Below are 17,625 nucleotides of genomic sequence, written 5' to 3'. Positions count from 1 at the left end.
AGTCAGCCAGTCTTTCCCCGCCCCGCGAACGGGATCGCCACTTCCGGCGATCCCGTTCGCGCCGGCCACTGCACCGCTACCGGCTCTCCGATTCGCGGTTCCCCGAACCGGACAACGCAAGGGCTTTGGATCGCTCGTCCGAACCGCATCCATGCCCAGCAGCCGTATCGAGTTAGGGAGCGAGGCACACGAGAAACACCGCGAGGCCGGCGAGATCCTGGCGCAAGTACGGGAAGAGACCGCCGACCGGGTCGAGGTCGGTGCGAGCCATCTCGAAGTCGCGGAGTACGCCGAGGACCGGATCCGCGAGCTCGGCGGCGAGCCCGCCTTCCCCGTCAACGTCTCGATCGACGAGGAGGCCGCCCACGCGACCCCGAGCGCGGGCGACGACTCGACGTTCGGCGAGGAGCTGATCAACATCGACATCGGCGTCCACGTCGACGGCTGGCTCGCCGACACCGCGACCACCATCGACCTGGCGGGCCACGACGAACTCACCGAGGCGCCTGCCGAAGCGCTCGAAGCCGCGATTGACCTCGTGGAACCGGGCGCCGAGACCGGCGAGCTCGGACGGGCGATCGAGGAGACCATCGACGGCTACGGTTTCAATCCCGTCGTCAACCTCTCGGGACATGGACTCGGCCACTGGGACCAACACACCGAGCCGAGCATCCCGAATCGGGCCGTCTCACAGGGCGTCACCCTCGAAGCCGGCGACGTGATCGCGATCGAGCCCTTCGCCACGGACGGCAGCGGCAAGGTAACGGAGGGAAGCGACGAGGAGATCTTCGCGCTCGAACACGACGGCTCGGTGCGCGATCGGGGGGCACGCGAGGCCTTAGAGCAGATCACCGAGGAGTTCCGTACCCTACCCTTCGCCGCCCGCTGGCTCGATAGCTCCCGGCCGGGCATGGCGCTTCGGCGTCTGAAGACCCAGGGGCTCATCCACGGCTATCCGGTCCTCAAGGAGGACGACGACACGCTGGTCAGTCAGAAGGAACACACCCTGATCGTCACCGAGGACGGCTGTGAAGTAACGACGCGGACCTGAGATCCGGACGTTTCGGTACAGGTTTCGCGAAGCGACGGCTCGAAACCAACCCCGGGTCGAACTCCGTTCAGGCGTTGTTCATCCGTTGGCTTCTGCGTTCGCCACAGCCGAGACACCGCGTGAGTCGGTACGGTTCGCGCGAGTAGTGGTTGGTCTCGGGGTTCGAACCCTCTGTACGAATCTCCAGTGAGACGGTGTGTTCGGTCTCGCGATCGCAGGTCATACAGCGCTCCTGGGTGGTTTGGGGGGACCGTTCTTTGGCGGCCATTATCTGTCATTGGAACTAATCATAAAAAAACCTATCTTTTTTAGATTGTTAATAATATATGTGTGGGCGAAGTAAGGAGGGACTAAGAGCGTGGTGACCGACACCGGGACATGGACCAGATGTTTGCCCCGTGGCGGATCGAGTGGGTCGAGCGCGACACACCCGAGGAGGGGCCTGAATGTGTGTTCTGTGCGTTCGAGGGCGAGGACGACGACCGGGAGAACCGCGTCGTCGCCCGCAACGAGCACGCGTTCGTTCTGTTGAACAACTATCCCTATAATCCCGGTCACGTGATGGTGATCCCCACCCGACACACCGGTGACTACACCGCGCTGCCCGAGGACCAACTGTTGGACCACTCCCGGTTGAAACAGCGGACCTTCGAGGCGTTCGAGGCGGCCTTCTCGCCCGACGGGGTCAACGCGGGCTACAACCTCGGGCGAGGCGCGGGCGGGTCGATCAACGATCACCTCCACGCCCACGTCGTCCCGCGCTGGGAGGGCGATACGAACTTCATGCCGGTGATCGGCGAAACGAAGGTGATCGTCCAGGCCCTAGAGGAGACGTACGATCGACTGTACGACGCCTTCGCGGGGCTTGACGGGGCCGATACGAGCGGCGAGGGCGCCGTTCGGTTCGGGTAGCCCGAAGGCCATTTACCCGCCCGATGTGAACCCCCGATGTGAACCGGGCCGCGGCGGTGCGCAGGGTGGGTTTTCTGATCCTCGGGGCGAACCTGGGGCTCGTCGTCGCGAAGGCGTTCGTCTGGCACCGGACCGGGAGCCTCGCGGTCGGGTCGGAGGCGGTCAACAGCCTCAGTGACGTGATCTATAGTTTCGTCATCCTCGCGGGACTGTACCTGACGACCCAGCCGCCGGATACCGACCACCCCCACGGTCACGAGCGCATCGAGCCGCTGGTTTCACTGTTTATCGCTATCGCGATCTTCGCCGCCGCCGGGGCGATCCTCTGGGGAGCCGTCAGCGCACTCTACAGCGGTGACATTCGTATCGCGACGGGACCCACCGCGGTCGTCGTCCTGGTCGCGGCCGGCGCCGTGAAGGTCGGGCTCTACCGGTACTGTCTCCGGGTCGGCGACGAGTACAACTCGCCGGCGCTCGTCGCGACCGGGCTCGACAGCCGGAACGACGTGCTGACGGTCGTCGCGGCGCTCGTCGGCGTCCTCGGCGCCCGTGCGGGGTATCCGATCCTCGACCCGTTGGCCGCCGCGGTCGTTTCGATCGGTGTCTTCTACACCGGCTGGGAGGTCCTGCGGGACAACGTCGACTACCTCATCGGGCGTGCGCCCCCGGAGGACCTCCACGCCGAGATCGTCCGTCAGACGATCGCCCATCCCGACGTCAAGGGCGTCCACGACGTCGTCGCCCACTACGTCGGCCCCGAGATCGACGTCTCGTTGCACATCGAGGTCGAGGGCGAGCGCACCCTGCTCGAGGCCCACGAGATCGAAAGCGAGATCGTCGAGACGATCCGCGACCTCCAGGAGATCGACGACGTGTTCGTCCACATCGACCCGAAGGAGCTCGGCGAGTGGAAGGACGACGAGGCGGCCGATAAGCTGTTGGAGTTCGAGAACGACTGAGGGTCGCGTGCCAAGCGAAGGTTTGTGGGCGTTCGTCCCCTCGGAGGAGCCGTGTTCGTAGCGCCTCGCCTCGTCGAATTGCTGTCGACGTACGCGACCCTCCTGAGCAACGTCGCGACGTTCCTCCTCACGTTCGCGCTGGTGTACGCGTTCGGTCGGGCCGTCGTCGAACCCGCGGCGAGATATCTGATGGATCTGCGGGGCACGGAGCCGACGCTCCGACGGGGCCTCCAGCAGGTGCTCGCGGTCGCCGTGGTCGTCGCAAGTATCGTTACCGGACTATGGGTCGCTGGACTCGGCTACCTGCTGGATCGCTCGGCGCTCGTCGTCGCGGCGTTGACGGTCGCGCTCGGCTTCGCCGCCCAGGACGTCGTCGGCAACGTCGTCAGCGGCGTCTTCATCGTCACGGACCCGAAGTTCAACATCGGCGACTGGATCCGCTGGGAGGGCGGCGAGGGGATCATCGAGGACATCGACTTCCGCGCGACCCGCGTGCGCACGTTCGACAACGAGATCGTCACCGTCCCGAACGCCGCACTCACGACGACGACTGTCGTCAACCCCGTACTGAACGACCGCCTTCGAATCGAACTCCCGCTCGAACTCGGCCACGGGGCGGACCTCGAAGCCGCCGTCTCGGTGCTCGTGAGCGCGGCCGAGGAACACCCTGACGTGCTCGATACGCCCGAACCCTCGGTCAGAATCGTCGGTATCGGCGGGCCGGTACGGCTCTCGGCCCGGATCTGGATCGGCGATCCGACACGCGAGTCGTTCGCGCGCGTGCGCTCTGAGTACGCCCGCGAGGTCACGACGCGCCTCCACGATGCCAGGATCGACCTCGATGGAGCGGCGCCGACGGAACTCGACGGCGAGATCGGTGTCGAACTACGGGGAGGCGGTCCACCCAGTCGAGATGGGCGATAGGACCCGACTCAGACCGGGTTACCGAACGCGTACATCGTCTGGCTTGCGGTGATCTCCGTCTCAAGGAAGTCGCCGGGTTCGATCCCGTATTCTGAGGCGTTCTGTACGATCACCTGTCGGTAGGCCGAATCGCGACACTTCACCGAGTCGCCGGTGCCCTGCTCGACACAGAGAACTTTACGGGTATCGCCGACCATCCCTTCATAGACCTCGCCGACGATCTCCCTCTTGAGCTCGCTCATCGCCTTCGAACGGTCCTTCTTGGTCTGCCCGCCCAGCCCTTTCATGTCGGCGGCGTCGGTCTTGGGGCGCTTCGAGAACCGGGTGACGTTGACCTTCTCGGGGCGGGTCTCTCGGAGGAGTTCCATGCTCTGGTCGTGATCCGCCTCGGTCTCTGTCGGGAAGCCGACGATGAAGTCCGTCGAAAGCGTCCAGTAGTCGAGCTCCCGGTCGAAGGTGTCGACGACCTCCCTGAACTTCTCGACCCTGTGTTGGCGGCGCATCTCCTCGAGGACCTCGTCGCTTCCCGACTGGACCGGCGCGTGGATGAAGTCGTAGAGCTTCTCGTTCTCGGCGAAGACCTCGGCGAGTTCCTCGTGGATGCCGTGGATACCCCCCGGATTGGCCATCCCCAGTCGAACCCGGAACTCGCCCTCGATGTCGCAGACCCGCTCGAGGAGTTCTGGAAGCTTCCGCTCGCCTTCGTCCCAACCGTACACTCCCGTGTCCTGACCGGTGATCCGTAGCTCCTTCGCGCCGGCGTGGACCAGCGCCCGGGCCTTCTCGACGTTCTCCTCGATGCTCGGCGAGTCGACTCTACCCGTGGCGTGCTTGGTGATGCAGTACGAGCAGTTCGACATGCAACCCCGAGCGATCGGGAGGATCCCGACGACGCCATCGAGAACGGGGTCGACGCCCGGCCCGGGCGTGGGACACTCGCCGTTCAATGCCGCCTGAGGCACCTCGTCCCAGTGCATCACGCGGGCGTCGATATCCGCGAACTCCTCGCCCTGGGCCAGCGCCATACAGCCCGTGACGATCAGGTCGGCGGTCTCGTCCTCTAGCTCCCTCGCGCGCCGGAGCATGTTGGTCTCGGTCTTCTCGACGACGGTGCAGGTGTTGAGGATGGTGACGTCCGCCTCGTCTGGGCCTTCGGCCCGGTAGTGGCCGGCGTCGCGCAGCGCGGACTCGATGGCGCGGCTCTCACCCCGATTGGAGGTACAGCCGTATGTCTCGATGTGGTACCGGACCATGAAGGGGAAAGCCGCCGAAAAGAGAAAAGCCCGACGGATCGCGTCCCTATCGTCGACCGAACAGCCGCGCGAGGACGCCCCGTCCGCTGGGGCGCTCGGCGAGCAACAGCGAGCAGTCGACCTCGTTGAGCACGTCGAAGTGCAACGAACCGGTCACGAGTCGTGAGAGCAGGCCCCGCTCGGTCGCCCCGATCAACACCATCGTGTGGTCGGCCGCGGCCCGACCGATCGCGTCCTCGACGTCGCCCGACTCGTCGACGATGAACTCGGCGTCCCCCAGGTCGTGCTCGGCTGCCCAATCGGCGAGGAACTGCTCGCCGGCCGCACGCTCGTCCTCGCCGTCGACGACGTGCAACAGCGTGACCTCCGAACCGATCGTCTCCCGGAACGTGGCGGCGACCTCGGCGCTCAGATCCGAGTCCGGACCGCCCGCGGTCGGCAGGAGGATCCGCGAGGCGTCCCGCCCGCGATCCTTCAGGACGAGGAAGTCACAGGGCAGCCGGCTGGTCAGTTCGCTGAGCGTGCGCTCGGCCCTGGCGGCGGTCCACAGCTGGTTGTCTTCACCGCCCATCAACACGAGGTCCGCGTTCTCGCGTCCGGCGACCGTGAAGATCTCCTCGAACGACCGCTTGGAAACGATCGTCGAGGTCTCACACCCGACGTCGTATCCCTCGATGGTGTCCCAGAGGGTCTCCATCTGCTCCTCGGAGCGCTCGACGATCCGTCCGCGCTGGGTAGAGCCGTAGTCCGGCGATCCCCGGCCGGGCGTTTGGATGATGTGGACCGCGTGGACGGTCGCGTTCTCCTTGCGGCTCGCGAGGGCACAGGCGAGTTCGATGATCTGTGATTCGGTTCGCGGGTTCGCGATCGGAACCACGATCCGGTAGGAGTCGTCGCGGACGACCGGGTCGGTGGTATCGACCATCGGAACGTACGAGCGACCCCTGAGACCGCCGAAGGCCCATTCCCGAGGTGAGAGCTGGCGATCGGCTCCCTCGAACCGAACCGACTCGAGGCGCTGTTCGGTGGTCTGGAAGTAGTTCACCACCGTCACCAGCGCGATCCCGCCGAGCGTGTTCCCGAGCAACACCGGCAGAACGAACGTGAACAACCCGGTGAGAAGGGCGAGTTCGCCGGAAAAGACCATGTACAGCATCTCGGTGAAGGAGACGACGACGTGAAACAGGTCCCCGAGCGGGATCGAGAGGAAGGCCAGATAGACGACCACGAGCCGGGAGATCGTGTCCCGGGAGGCGTACACCACCCAGACCACGCCGGCGACGATCAGCCCGGCAAAGGCGGCCTTGAAGAACAGCGCCGAGACGCTCGTCTCGAGGCCGTGTTCGGCGTGGCTCATCGCGGCGGCCGCCGCCTCGGGGGAGAAGACGCCGCCCCACGCCAGAACGGCCGCACCGGCCGCCCCGCCGGTGAAGTTCCCGACGAGCACGATCGTCCAGTGGCGCAACAGCTGCGGGATGCTAATCAGGCGCTCCAACGTCAACGCCACCGGCGGGAGCGTGTTCTCGGTGTAGAGCTGGTAGCCGCCGATGATGATGTAGATGAATCCCAGCGGGTACAACAGTGCACTCAGTATCGGATGACCGCCCGTGGTGGCGGTCATCGTCGAGTACAGCAGGAAGGTGATCGTGATCGCAAAGCCCGCCGCGAGGGCGCTGAAGAACAGCTCCCGGTTCCCCGAGGTGATCTCCTCGTCCGCGACGACGACGATCCGCTGGAACACCTCGTCCGCCGAGAAGCGGTCGCGCACGACCGCACCGGCCGCCGGAGCGCCGCTTCTGGACCGCTCGACCGCGTCCCGAACGGCGTCACCGTCGTTGGGACGATCGGAGTCGCTCATGGTTCGATCCACCTCGTAGAGGAACTAAGCCGTTGGCTTTTGATTCGACGATAATCATCGTTCGTTTAGTTCTGGAACGGGGACGGCGACCCGGTCAGTTCTCGGCGTCGGAGCCGGAACCGAAGAGTCGCTCGCGGATCGAGCGCTTCGAGGGGCGTTCTGCGAGCAGCACGGAGCACTCGACCTCGTCGATCACGTCGTAGGCGAGCGATCCCCGCACCAGTCGCGAGAGCAGGCCGCGCTCGGTCGCCCCGATGATCACGAGCGTGTGGTCCGTCGCCGCCCGTTCGATCGCTCCCTCGACGTCGCCCGACTCGTCGATCAGCACCTCCGCGTCGTCGAGGTCGTGGTCGGTGGCCCACTCCGTGAGGAACGCCTCGCCCTCCTCGCGCTCCTCGGGGCCGTCGACGACGTACAGCAGGGAGACCTCCGCTCCCTCCCCGTCGCGCAGGTTCCGGGCGACCTCGGCGCTCAGATCCGAGTCCGGACCGCCCGCGGTGGGGACGAGCACCCGGTCCGTGTCCAGTCCGCGGTCCTTCAGGACGAGGAAGTCACAGGGGAGGTCGTGGGCGAGTTCGTCGAACGTGCTTTCGACGCGGCCGGTCACCCAGTCGTCGCCGCCGCCGCCCCAGCCCATGATCGTCACGTCCGCCTCGTAGGTCTGGGCCGCCTCGAAGACCTCCTCGAAGCCGCGGTGGGAAACGAGCGTGTGGGTCTCGACCGGCACGCCGAAGGTCTCGGCGTTCTCGCGGGCCTGGTCGAGTAGCGTCGTCGAACTGGCGTCGAGTTCATCGATATGATCGGTTGCGGCCGACAGCGGCACCTGATCGGGCACCTGCACGATGTGAACGGCGTGGACCGTCCCCCCGTTCGCTTTCGCGACGGTGCTCCCGAGCGTGATGAGGTTCTCCTCGGTCCGGGGGTTCGAGACCGGCACGAGCACCCGGTAGTCCGTGGATTCGGGTTTGACGCTCTCTGCGGCCGAGACGGCCGCGTCGGGCATCTCCTCGGAGCGAGAGCGGACGTACTCCGAGAGGACGCCCTCGGACTCGGTCCGGGTGCGGGCGTATGCCAGATACCAGAGCGCCGCGAGGGCGACGAACACGGCACAGAGGACGATCACGGTCGGGTCGATGAAGCCGATCAGCGCGAACGAGAGCACGGCCCCGACTATGGGCGTGATCGGGTATAACGGGACCCTGAAGTCGGGATCGTACTCGGGGGGGTGGGCCTCGCGCATGACGATCAACGCGACGTTCAACAGCCCGTAGACCACCAAATGCAACACGCTGCTGGCCGTCGAGAGCAGTTCGAGGTTGCCGACGACGATGAAGAGCACGATCAACCCGCCGGTGATCGCGATCGAGCGATACGGCGTCCCGAACTTCCCGTGGATGTCGTTGAGCTTCGGGCTGACGAGCCTGTCGCGCCCCATCGCGAAGTTGATCCGCGACGACGAGAGGATCGAGGCGTTCGCGGAGGAGGCCGTCGCGAGCAGTCCCCCGAGCAACATCGCGCCCGCGCCGACCGGGCCGATGAGGATCTTCGCGACCTGCACGACGGCGGTGTCGTTGCCGGCGACGATCTCGTTCGGCACCGCCGCGAGCACGACCACCAACACCAGCGCGTAGATCGTGGTCACGATCACGACGCTGCCGACGATGGCGATCGGGAGGTTCTTCCCGGGGTTCTTGATCTCCTCTGCAACCGAGGTGATCTGGACGAACCCCAGATAGGAGACGAAGATCAGCCCCGTGACCGGAAGTAGGGCCGAAAAGCCCTCCGGGGCGATCGGCCGCAGCGTCTGGAGGTCGGCGTTCAACACGCCGAAGAGGGTAAACACTGCGAGTATCAGGACCAGAACGCCGACGATGACGTTCTGGAGTTTGCCCGTCTCCTTTGCGCCGACGTAGTTGACGGTGGTGAAGAACACCGCACCGAGCAGCGCGATGATCTCCGGACCCGCCAGCGCGAGCGGGCCGAGCGAGATCCCGGGGACAGCGACGAACGCGGCGACGTACTCGCCGAAGCCGAACATGTAAAAGGCGGAGGCAAAGGTGAGCCCGATCCAGTTACCCCAGCCGGCGATCGAGCCGAACAGCGGCCCGAGCGCCCGGTTGACGTAGAAGTACGCGCCGCCCGCTTTCGGCATCGCCGTCCCGAGTTCGCTTGCCGACAGCGCGGTGAACAGCGCGATGACGCCACCGAGAACGAACGAGCCGGCCGCGAGCGGGCCGGCGTCGCTGACCGCCGCTCCCGGCAGGACGAAAATACCCGCACCGATCATCGTCCCGATCCCGATCGTCAGCGCCGACAGAAGACCGAGGTCCTTGGCCAGTTCTTCGTCGGCCATTACCGCGCGTAGCCGCTCGGATGGACGCTATCGCCTGTGCTATCGCGTTTCCGATCCGCATAACTCGAAGACGATGACATGGTAGCCCCTTTTCGCAGTGGCTCCTTAACACGTTCGAACCCGGCTAGTCGTTCGACGGCCGCTCGGCGGGCCCGCCGGTCGGCACCCGAGCCCCGCACCGTCCTCGCTTACTCGGGAAACCCCTCGACCAGCGCGACCCCCGAGGAGGCGCCGATCCGCTCGGCACCCGCTTCGAGCATCGCGCGCGCAGTGTCGTAATCCCCGATCCCGCCGCTCGCCTTCACGGGGAGGTACTCCGCGAGTACCTCGACGTCCTCGATGCGGGCTCCACCCTCGGCGAAGCCCGTCGAGGTCTTGAGCATCGTGGCGTCGGCCTCGACGGCGAGTTCGGCCGCCCGCCTGAGCTCGGTTTCGGCGAGTTCGCTCGCCTCGACGATCACCTTCACCGGCACCGGGACCGCCGCGACGAGCTCCGCGAGTTCGTCGCGGAACTGCTCGGACTCCCCGCCGAGCAGGAATCCGCGATTGCAGACCACGTCGAGTTCGTCCGCCCCCGCCTTCCACGCTTTGACGCCTTCTCGGCGCTTGATCTCAGGCATGTTCTGTCCGTGTGGGAAGCCAACGACCGTCGCGAGGGTCACTCCGGAAGCGTGTTCGCTTGCGACCTCGACGTAGCACGGCGGGATACAGGCGTTCATCCCGTGTTCGCTGGCCTCCTCGACGACTCGGAGTACGTCTTCCCGGGTCGTTTCGGGGCCGAGGACGGTGTGGTCGATCGCTGCCGCGAAGGCCGCCTTGTCCATGGCGGGGGATGACGCCCGAGCGTAAAATAGGCTACCGATCGGCGAGCCGTACGCAGAACACCTCCAGACCGGGCCACTCCTCGTACCGACAGACCCGAGTGGTCTGGATGGGGGACCTCGTTGCGGTTGGCCGACTCGAAGGACAGACCCAGCGCCGGTCTAGCTCCTCCGAGCAATGGTCCTCGTCGGATGTCTCGATGCCGTCGATAGCACCCGACGACCGATAGTCAGCGGAGTTGGTATGCCACCCATATACGTGATCGTGGGGATGGAGTCGCCCCTTCGCGGATGGGGTCGGTGGCTGGCCGCATTGAGGCGGGCGAGTTCCCTAGTGCGATGTGGAGCGAAGCGAGGAGCCGGAGGCCGGAAACGTGAGCGAGCGCGAGTCGATCTCGTGGCCCGACTCGACATGGTGAGCAACGGCCGCGTTCCCGACCTCGGAGCGCGAGGCGAGTTCCTCCGTGCTCGCCGCCCAGTCGCACTCCGCACAGTAGTTTTCGAAGTAGTGCACACCAGTACGTAACGGCTCGAAGACGATGAATGACCGACTTGGTATATCACCCACGAGTCTCGATTGCCTCGGCGATCGCTCGGCGGCCGATCCGGTTCGAGGGACGGAGAGGCAACCCTCGAACCGGACTCATGAAGGCCGGCGTGGGCAACCGCCACGCGGTTGCGTGACCGCCCCGTCCCAGTAGACATGGGATTATGAGCGTCGTTTTGACGATCGATCTGCCCGCTTCCGAGTTCGACCTCGGGAGAGTGATCGAGTCGATCGACGGGGTCCACGTCGAGCTGCAGTCGGCCGTGCCACTCGGCGATGTCGTCATGCCGCTGCTCGAGGTCCACGACCGGGAGCACGACTACGAGACGTTCGCAGAGCGCCTCCGAGAACACCCGGCGGTTGCGTCCGTTGTCATCATCAACCGCGAGGAAGACGTCGGGTGTTACGCCGTCGAGTGGACCCGGAAGTTCGACTCGTTCTATCGATCGATCGGGGACCCCAACGCGACGGTTCTAAGCGGTGTCAAGGACGGCGACCGCTGGCAGTTCGATCTCCTGTTTCCGTCCCACGACGCGCTGAAGGCGTTCCGGAGGCAGGTCGACGAGGAGGGAATCGATCTCAGGATCCAGCGGGTTTCCCGGACGAGGCGGCCGATACCCGATCCGCGGGACGGGCTGTCGGCCGTCCAGCGCGAGGCGCTGGATCTCGCGATCTCGCGGAGCTACTACTCCATCCCGCGCGAGACGACGACCGCGGAGCTCGCCGAGGAACTCGACATTTCAGATCAGGCGGTCATCGAACGACTCCGGCGAGCGACCAGAACGCTCGGCGAGGAGTACATCGCCGCCAGCATCGACGGGAACTCCTCGACGTGAGCGGGATGGCGTCCCGATCGTGGCCACGCCGACACCCGGGCGAGACCCGGCCGCACCGGCAACGCTACCGATCGGCCTCCGACGGTTTCTCGGTTCGCTTCATGGGTGCCGCCCCGAGCGCGCGGTCGATGAGCCGGCCGTGTCCGCGGCGAAGCCGCTCGGAGAGGGCCTGATGGGAGATGTCCAGTTCGTCTGCGAGGTCGGTCAGCGACGTCGACCGCGGGACGTCGTAGTAACCCATCTCCTTTGCCGTCAGAATCGAGTCGTGCTGTGACTCCGTGAGGCCGTATTTCGACTCGCCGTCATGACCGAGTTCGTAGATCGCATCGACCGTGAGCGACAGCCCGTTGTCCTCGCAGAACGAGTACGTCTCGGAGACGGCGTCGTGGTCCGGACACATGACCTGAAACGTCCACGCATCACCGGTCGTGTTCGCGGTAGTGATCGCCGCGTCGTGTTCGAGCAGGAGGTGCATCGCGAGTTCGACATCGTCGATCCAGCTCATGCGATAGAACCGCTCGTCGTCGAGCTCGGTCAGCAACTCGAACTCCTCGACCGACGGGTCGTCGGCCAGCGCCTCCTCGAAGGCCTCGAAGTCGCCGGCCTCGACCCAGACGAACGGCATCAGCGCTCCCTCCTCCTGGGCGGCGAACCGTTCGATCTCGACGCGCAGATCGGCTAGCGTCGTGAACGTCCGGGCCAGCGCGAACTGCTCGATCGGCAGTCGAAGTTCGAGAATGGTCGCCATGGTATACCACCGATTACTGGGAGTGATAAGGCTTCAGATCACTCTCGTTCCGTATGTTTCTCACGTTCAAGCGGTCTCTAATCGGGAGAAGCACGGTGTTCGCGTCGGTTTCGATCCACTGTTTTTTTACCGTTTTGAAATCGGTAGAATAGCTAGAAGACCGGGATCGGACCGCAACGCTTTCCGTTCGGCGGCGCGCCCGCATGGACATGGTCCTGCCCGACGGCTTCGCCCTGCCACCGTTTGCGTACCTCCTCCCGTTACTCGTGGCGGCGGCGGCGGTCCTCGCGCTGCTCCGGCGGGTACGCCCACCGGTTCGGGAAGCGACCGTGATCGCGTTCGCCCCGTGGATGGTCGTCGGCGCGGCGGGTCACGTCCTCGACGTGATCGCGGCCGCCCCGGACGCGGTTTCGCCCCTGCTCGGAACCCCGAGCGTCTACCTCAGCACGTTCGTCCTCGCGGGGGCGATCTGGGCGATCGCCGACGACCGACTGCTCGCCGCGACCGGGACGCTCGCCGCGGTGTTCGCGGTCGGAGCCGTGTTCGCGACGGGCTACTCGCGGGGCGTGATCAACCCGTTTTGGCCGCTCGTCGCGCTCGGTCTCTCGCTCGCGCTCGCGGCCGGGACGTGGGGGCTGTTCGGCCGGGCGGTTCCGGGAATCGCCGCCACGACCGGCTCGGCGGGCGCGTTCGTGGTGCTGGCGCACGTCCTCGACGGAGTCACGACCGCCGTCGGGATCGACGTCCTGGAGGTCACCGAACGCTCGCCGCTTCCGCGGGCGATCCTGGGGGTCGCCGAGGGGCTCCCGACGGCCGAACTCGTCGGGGTCGGCTGGCTGTTCATCCTCGTGAAACTCCTGCTCGCCTGTGCGATCGTCTGGCTCATGGCCGAGTACGTCGAGGACGAACCGAGCGAGGGGTTTCTGCTACTCGGGGTGATCGCCGCCGTCGGGCTCGGTCCCGGCGTCCACAACCTACTGCTGTTCGCGGTCGGGGGCTGAGGACGCGGACCGCACGGCTTTTGACCGCCCCCCGAGAGTCGCGTGTATGGCGAAACAGCCACACCTCTTAGTGGAGCCGGGCGACCTCAACGAGATCACGCTGATTCCCGGTGATCCCGGCCGCGTCGATCGGATCGCCGGCCTCTGTGACGAGAGCGAGGTCGTCGCCGAGAACCGCGAGTACAAGCTCGTCAACGCCACCTACGAGGGCACCGAGCTGACGATCTGTTCGACGGGAATCGGCTGTCCCTCCGCCGCGATCGCGATCGAGGAGCTCGAAGAAGTCGGAGTGGAGGCGGTGATCCGCGTGGGCACGACCGGAGCGCTCCAGAGCGACATCGAGATCGGTGACATGATCGTCGCGACCGGCGCGGCCAAGGACGAGGGCACCTCGAAGCGCTACGAGTCGGCGACCTACCCCGCCGTGCCCGATTATGGGGTCCTCTCGGCGCTGGTCGACGGCGCGGAGAGTCGGGGCGAGGAGGTCCACGTCGGCCCGATCGCCTCCGACGACGCCTTCTACGCCGAGACCGACGAGTACGTCGAGAACTGGGAACGGGCGGGGATCCTTTCCGTCGAGATGGAGGCCGCGGCGGTGTTCACCCTCGCGCGACGCAAGGGGATGCGCGCCGGCGCGATCTGCACTGTCGATGGCAACCTCGTCGAGGGAACCCAGAAGGGCGAGACCGACGACGAGGAGCTGCCCGAGAAGGCAAAGGACAACGTCGAGCGCGCCATCGGGATCAGCCTCGACGCCGTGGTCGAGCTCTCGTAGGGCCGCTTCATCGCCCTAATCGGGTGACGCAAGGCCGTGTTTTATCCGCCGGGCGCGTTCAGGGACCGTATGAACGTCAGACGGGGGTTCTTACTTGCTCTGATAGCGCTGTTGCTCGCGGTTTCCTTCGCGATGATCCAGCCGTTCCTCCAGTACGTGTTGCTCGCGTTGTTGCTCGCGTTCGTTCTCTACCCGCTGCAGCGGCGTCTCGAATCCCGGATGGGACAGGGGATCGCCGCGACGGTCCTGATCGTCGGCGCGGTGATCGCGTTTTTCATCCCGTTCGTCGTGATCGGGGCCACCGTCGCGGGCGACGCAATGCAACTCGCACAACAGCTCCAGAACGGCGGGTTCAGTGGGTTCGGCGTCTCACAGGCTGAAGCGATGATCCAGCAGTACACTGGCCAGCAGATCGACATCGCCTCGCGGGTGAGCGGGTACGCACAAAGCGCTGCACAGACGTTGGCCGGGAGCGTTCCGGGCGTGTTCTCGGCGGTCACGCACGCCCTCATCGGTCTGGGGCTGCTCGTCTTCATCCTCTTCTTCCTGTTGAAGGACGGCGAGAAGCTCTACGCGTGGGTTCGGACCGTCACGCCGCTGCCGGAGACGCTCCAGGACGACTTCTATACGAGCCTGAACGACATCACCTGGGCGGTCCTGCTCGGTCACGTTCTGGTCGCGACCGTCCAGGGCGGGATCGCGGGGCTCGGGCTGATCGTTACTGGAATTCCCAACGCCGTCTTCTGGACCTTCATCATGATCGTCCTGTCGCTGATCCCGGTCGTCGGCTCCATCCTGATCTGGGGGCCCGCGGCGATCTACCTCGTCGCGAGCGGCCAGATGGTGGCGGGAGTCGCCCTGGCCATTTGGGGGCTGATCGTGGTGAGCGCCACCGACGATTTCCTCCGGCCGATCGTCGTCGACCGCCACGCCGAACTCAACCCGAGCATCATCATCGTCGGCGTCATCGGCGGCGTCTACCTGATGGGGTTCATGGGGCTGTTCATCGGGCCGATCCTCGTCGGCGCACTGAAGGTCGTCCTCGAACTCTTCGACGAGTACTACGAGGCGCTCTAGTCGCTTCCTAACAGCCTGTCCGCGATGTCCTCGGTGTCCTCGCGGCCCAGCGCCGATTGGACCATGAGCCGCCCGCCGATGGTTGCCGGGCTGATCACCGTATCGGCGCCGGCGCGTTTGAGCTTGACGACGTTCTCGCGTTCGGTCGCGGCCGAGACGATGCGGACGTCGGGGCGCAGCTGGCGGACGGTGAGCACGGTCAGGGCGTCCTCAGCGTCGGTGTTGGTCGCGACGACGACCGCCCGCGCCCGGTCGAGCCCGGCGCGCTCGATGGTTTCCTCGTCGCTCGGATCTCCTCGAAGGACGAGGAGGTCGCGCTCGGCCAGCCGGTCGGCGCGCTCGTCGTGATCGGTGACGACGACGAAGGCCGCGCGGCCTTCGAGTTCCTGCAGGATCGGCTCGGTGAGTTCACCGTAGCCGAGAACCAGTACGTGATCGTCCAGTGTAGCGAGTTCTGCGTCGTTCATTCTTCCGAGTGCGGCCGCAAAGCGGGCTTCGATGACGGGGCTGAGCAGGGCACCGAGCGCGACCGCGAAGCTCGCGGTGCCTACGAGCAGGACCGACATCCCGAACAGCCGGGCTTGCTGAGTGGCGGGGGTCGCATCGCCGTAGCCGACCGTGCTGGCAGTGACCAGCGTGAAGTAAAAGGCGTCGAGGATCGTCTCGACCTCGCCGAACTCCTCGCGCAGCGCGTAGGTGCCGAGCGTGCCATAAGCCTGTGCGCCCACCAGCGCGAGGCCGGCGGCGATCTGTGTGTTCGTGAGCTGGAGCTCGCGCTCGAAATGGCTCCGGTTCGCAAGCAGGTTCGGCATCGCCAGCGCGGAGATCACGATGAGGGGGATCGAGAGCACGCTCGACTGGAGCAGCCCCTGGACCGCGGTCACCGGTAGCAACACGGCCGTCGACCACCAGGCCACGCGGAGACGGTCGCGGAGGCCGTAGGCCGAAAGCAGCATCAGGAACCCGGTCATTGCGCCCGTGAAGCCGGCCGTCCGGTGGACAACCGTCGGGAGGTCGATCAGGTCGTAGAGCAGTCCAACCGCCGGCGCGCTGATGTTCGCGATCCCCGTAATGATCGAGAGCACGGCGACGATTCCCGTCAGCGCGACCGTCAGGTGCGTGCCGATCAGTCCCCAGCGTTCGCCCCACTCCATACGCACCCTCGCGCGCTCGACGGTATAGACCTCTCGTGTTGAGGGCGGTCGTACCCCGAGGTCAGGCTCGGGCGCGATCGCCGGGGAGGCGAGCGACCACACGCTCCTCGAACAGCGAGGAGTAGCGCATCAGGGTCGTCCCGAGGATACTCATCACGAGGACGTAGCCGACTGCGAAGGCATAAATGGTGTTCGCCGTCTCGGCGGGGAGGGTCGCGCCGGCCCCGCCCAGCGCGACCGTCGCGATGATCAGCGAGAACTCCCCGCGCGTGACCATCCCCAGTCCCACTCGGGTCGAGCGCCGGTCGTCGAGCCCGTAGACTCTCCCGCCGAGAAACCCGCTGACGAGTTTCGTCGGCGTCGTGACCAGCGCCGCGAGCGCGACCAACCCGGCGACCGCCGGAAAGAGCGTGGGGTCGGTCACGAGGCCGATCCAGAAGAAGAAGATCGCAGCGAAGGTGTCGCGAATCGCCTCCAGGTTGTGTTCGAGTTCGTCGACGTAGTCCGTCGAGCTGAAGGCCATTCCGATGAAGAAGGCCGCAACGGCCTCGCTTACCCCGGCAGCGAGCGCCGCGCCAGCGACGAGGACGGTGATCCCGATCGCCCGCAGGACGAAGAACTCGTTGGACTGGGTGTGGAGCGCGCGCTCGAACCACCCGGTGCCGAAGTAAACGAGCAGGAGCAACGCGAGGATGAATCCCAGCGCGAGCCCGACCGATTCGACCGCCTCAGCCACGTCCCCGCCACCCACCACGAGCGCCGAGACGACCGCGAGGTAGACCGCGATGAAGAGGTCCTCGTAGACCAGCGTGCCGAGCATTGGGTCGCTCTCGCTGTTTGCGATCCAGCCCAGATCGATCAGGGACTTCGTGATGATCGCTGACGAGGAGATGTAGACGATCCCCGCGACGAGCACGGCCGCGAGAAGCGACCCGAAGACGAGATAGCCGAGGACGAGCCCCACCCCGAAGTTGATCCCGAGATCGATCGTTCCGGCTTTCCCGATCCGGTCGCGGTTCTCGACGAGGCGATCGAGGTTGAACTCCAGTCCGAGGAAAAACAGGAGGAAGACGATCCCGAGCTCCGCACCGATCTCGACGAACGCCGTCTCCTCGACGTACGGGAGGCCGAACTCGCCGAGGACGTGCGGCCCGAGCACCATGCCGATCAGGATGTAGAAGGGGATGACCGACTGATCGAGGCGGTCGGCGAGGACGCCGACGCCGGCGACGGCGGCGAACATGATCCCGACGTCGAGCAGGTGGTTCTCGACGGCCATGTCAGCGACTCGGAGAACGAGGGTCGCTCGACTGTCGGTACATGGCTAGTCGATGCGGGAGGTCGGGGAATAGCCTT

Annotated in this window: 18 protein-coding genes; 9 read left to right on the top strand and 9 right to left on the bottom strand. The window is 65.9% G+C overall.

Annotation, left to right across the window (positions count from 1 at the left end):
- Nucleotides 1-151: 151 nt before the first annotated feature.
- Entirely contained in the window at nucleotides 152-1,051 is a 900-nt protein-coding gene (gene map, locus EAO80_RS05150) for a type II methionyl aminopeptidase (protein WP_122088866.1), read from the top strand.
- 67 nt (nucleotides 1,052-1,118) lie between these two features.
- On the opposite strand, the gene EAO80_RS05145 is transcribed toward map, so the two are convergent.
- Nucleotides 1,119-1,319 (bottom strand): DUF7835 family putative zinc beta-ribbon protein, encoded by a 201-nt coding sequence (locus EAO80_RS05145; RefSeq protein WP_122088865.1) that lies wholly within the window; start codon nucleotides 1,317-1,319, stop codon nucleotides 1,119-1,121.
- Between the two features lie 110 nt (nucleotides 1,320-1,429).
- On the opposite strand from EAO80_RS05145, the gene EAO80_RS05140 reads away from it, so the two are divergent.
- From EAO80_RS05140 to EAO80_RS05130, 3 genes are read left to right on the top strand one after another with little or no spacing between them, the layout of a single operon-like run.
- Nucleotides 1,430-1,963 (top strand): HIT family protein, encoded by a 534-nt coding sequence (locus EAO80_RS05140; protein WP_122088864.1) that lies wholly within the window; start codon nucleotides 1,430-1,432, stop codon nucleotides 1,961-1,963.
- A 38-nt stretch (nucleotides 1,964-2,001) separates the two neighbouring features.
- Nucleotides 2,002-2,922, top strand: a complete 921-nt coding sequence (locus tag EAO80_RS05135) for a cation diffusion facilitator family transporter (RefSeq protein WP_122088863.1) — start codon at nucleotides 2,002-2,004, stop codon at nucleotides 2,920-2,922.
- A gap of 51 nt (nucleotides 2,923-2,973) precedes the next feature.
- The gene (locus tag EAO80_RS05130) at nucleotides 2,974-3,846 is read left to right on the top strand and encodes a mechanosensitive ion channel family protein (RefSeq protein ID WP_122088901.1); all 873 of its coding nucleotides are present in this window, start codon (nucleotides 2,974-2,976) and stop codon (nucleotides 3,844-3,846) included.
- 8 nt (nucleotides 3,847-3,854) lie between these two features.
- Here EAO80_RS05130 and EAO80_RS05125 read toward each other — a convergent pair whose 3' ends face one another.
- The 5 genes from EAO80_RS05125 to EAO80_RS05105 form a co-directional block, all read right to left on the bottom strand.
- A complete protein-coding gene (locus EAO80_RS05125) occupies nucleotides 3,855-5,099 on the bottom strand; it encodes a tRNA (N(6)-L-threonylcarbamoyladenosine(37)-C(2))-methylthiotransferase (RefSeq protein WP_122088862.1) in 1,245 nt (414 codons plus the stop codon).
- A gap of 46 nt (nucleotides 5,100-5,145) precedes the next feature.
- Nucleotides 5,146-6,957, bottom strand: a complete 1,812-nt coding sequence (locus EAO80_RS05120; protein WP_122088861.1) for a formate/nitrite transporter family protein — start codon at nucleotides 6,955-6,957, stop codon at nucleotides 5,146-5,148.
- Between the two features lie 94 nt (nucleotides 6,958-7,051).
- Nucleotides 7,052-9,310 carry an amino acid permease gene (locus EAO80_RS05115; RefSeq protein WP_122088860.1) on the bottom strand — a complete coding sequence of 753 codons (2,259 nt, stop codon included), beginning with the start codon at nucleotides 9,308-9,310 and terminating at the stop codon, nucleotides 7,052-7,054.
- A 188-nt stretch (nucleotides 9,311-9,498) separates the two neighbouring features.
- Nucleotides 9,499-10,134 carry a deoxyribose-phosphate aldolase gene (gene deoC / locus EAO80_RS05110; protein ID WP_122088859.1) on the bottom strand — a complete coding sequence of 212 codons (636 nt, stop codon included), beginning with the start codon at nucleotides 10,132-10,134 and terminating at the stop codon, nucleotides 9,499-9,501.
- Nucleotides 10,135-10,462: 328 nt separating this feature from the next.
- Nucleotides 10,463-10,645 (bottom strand): hypothetical protein, encoded by a 183-nt coding sequence (locus tag EAO80_RS05105; RefSeq protein ID WP_122088858.1) that lies wholly within the window; start codon nucleotides 10,643-10,645, stop codon nucleotides 10,463-10,465.
- A gap of 29 nt (nucleotides 10,646-10,674) precedes the next feature.
- Here EAO80_RS05105 and EAO80_RS19520 point away from each other — a divergent pair, with 29 nt between their 5' ends.
- Together EAO80_RS19520 and EAO80_RS05100 are read left to right on the top strand one after the other, a co-directional pair.
- Nucleotides 10,675-10,815: a hypothetical protein gene (locus tag EAO80_RS19520; RefSeq protein WP_162993898.1), complete on the top strand. Its 141-nt coding sequence runs from the start codon at nucleotides 10,675-10,677 to the stop codon at nucleotides 10,813-10,815.
- A 27-nt stretch (nucleotides 10,816-10,842) separates the two neighbouring features.
- The gene (locus EAO80_RS05100) at nucleotides 10,843-11,514 is read left to right on the top strand and encodes a helix-turn-helix domain-containing protein (protein WP_122088857.1); all 672 of its coding nucleotides are present in this window, start codon (nucleotides 10,843-10,845) and stop codon (nucleotides 11,512-11,514) included.
- 64 nt (nucleotides 11,515-11,578) lie between these two features.
- Here EAO80_RS05100 and EAO80_RS05095 read toward each other — a convergent pair whose 3' ends face one another.
- Nucleotides 11,579-12,262 (bottom strand): helix-turn-helix domain-containing protein, encoded by a 684-nt coding sequence (locus tag EAO80_RS05095; RefSeq protein ID WP_122088856.1) that lies wholly within the window; start codon nucleotides 12,260-12,262, stop codon nucleotides 11,579-11,581.
- A 209-nt stretch (nucleotides 12,263-12,471) separates the two neighbouring features.
- Here EAO80_RS05095 and EAO80_RS05090 point away from each other — a divergent pair, with 209 nt between their 5' ends.
- The 3 genes from EAO80_RS05090 (at nucleotide 12,472) to EAO80_RS05080 (ending at nucleotide 15,115) form a co-directional block, all read left to right on the top strand.
- Nucleotides 12,472-13,263, top strand: a complete 792-nt coding sequence (locus EAO80_RS05090; protein ID WP_122088900.1) for a DUF63 family protein — start codon at nucleotides 12,472-12,474, stop codon at nucleotides 13,261-13,263.
- A gap of 46 nt (nucleotides 13,264-13,309) precedes the next feature.
- Nucleotides 13,310-14,038 (top strand): nucleoside phosphorylase, encoded by a 729-nt coding sequence (locus EAO80_RS05085; protein WP_122088855.1) that lies wholly within the window; start codon nucleotides 13,310-13,312, stop codon nucleotides 14,036-14,038.
- 69 nt (nucleotides 14,039-14,107) lie between these two features.
- Complete coding sequence (locus tag EAO80_RS05080) at nucleotides 14,108-15,115, top strand: AI-2E family transporter (RefSeq protein WP_122088854.1); 1,008 nt, start codon at nucleotides 14,108-14,110, stop codon at nucleotides 15,113-15,115.
- Here the strand turns inward: EAO80_RS05080 and EAO80_RS05075 are convergent.
- Both EAO80_RS05075 and EAO80_RS05070 read right to left on the bottom strand, forming a co-directional pair.
- Nucleotides 15,112-16,269: an NAD-binding protein gene (locus EAO80_RS05075; RefSeq protein WP_122088899.1), complete on the bottom strand. Its 1,158-nt coding sequence runs from the start codon at nucleotides 16,267-16,269 to the stop codon at nucleotides 15,112-15,114. The two genes, EAO80_RS05080 and EAO80_RS05075, sit on opposite strands and share 4 nt — an antisense overlap.
- A 61-nt stretch (nucleotides 16,270-16,330) precedes the next feature.
- Nucleotides 16,331-17,548, bottom strand: a complete 1,218-nt coding sequence (locus EAO80_RS05070; RefSeq protein WP_122088853.1) for a cation:proton antiporter — start codon at nucleotides 17,546-17,548, stop codon at nucleotides 16,331-16,333.
- Between the last annotated feature and the right edge of the window lie 77 nt (nucleotides 17,549-17,625).

It is taken from the genome of Halalkalicoccus subterraneus (genome assembly GCF_003697815.1).
Taxonomy (GTDB): domain Archaea; phylum Halobacteriota; class Halobacteria; order Halobacteriales; family Halalkalicoccaceae; genus Halalkalicoccus; species Halalkalicoccus subterraneus.
This window is presented reverse-complemented; position numbering and strand designations above follow the sequence as displayed.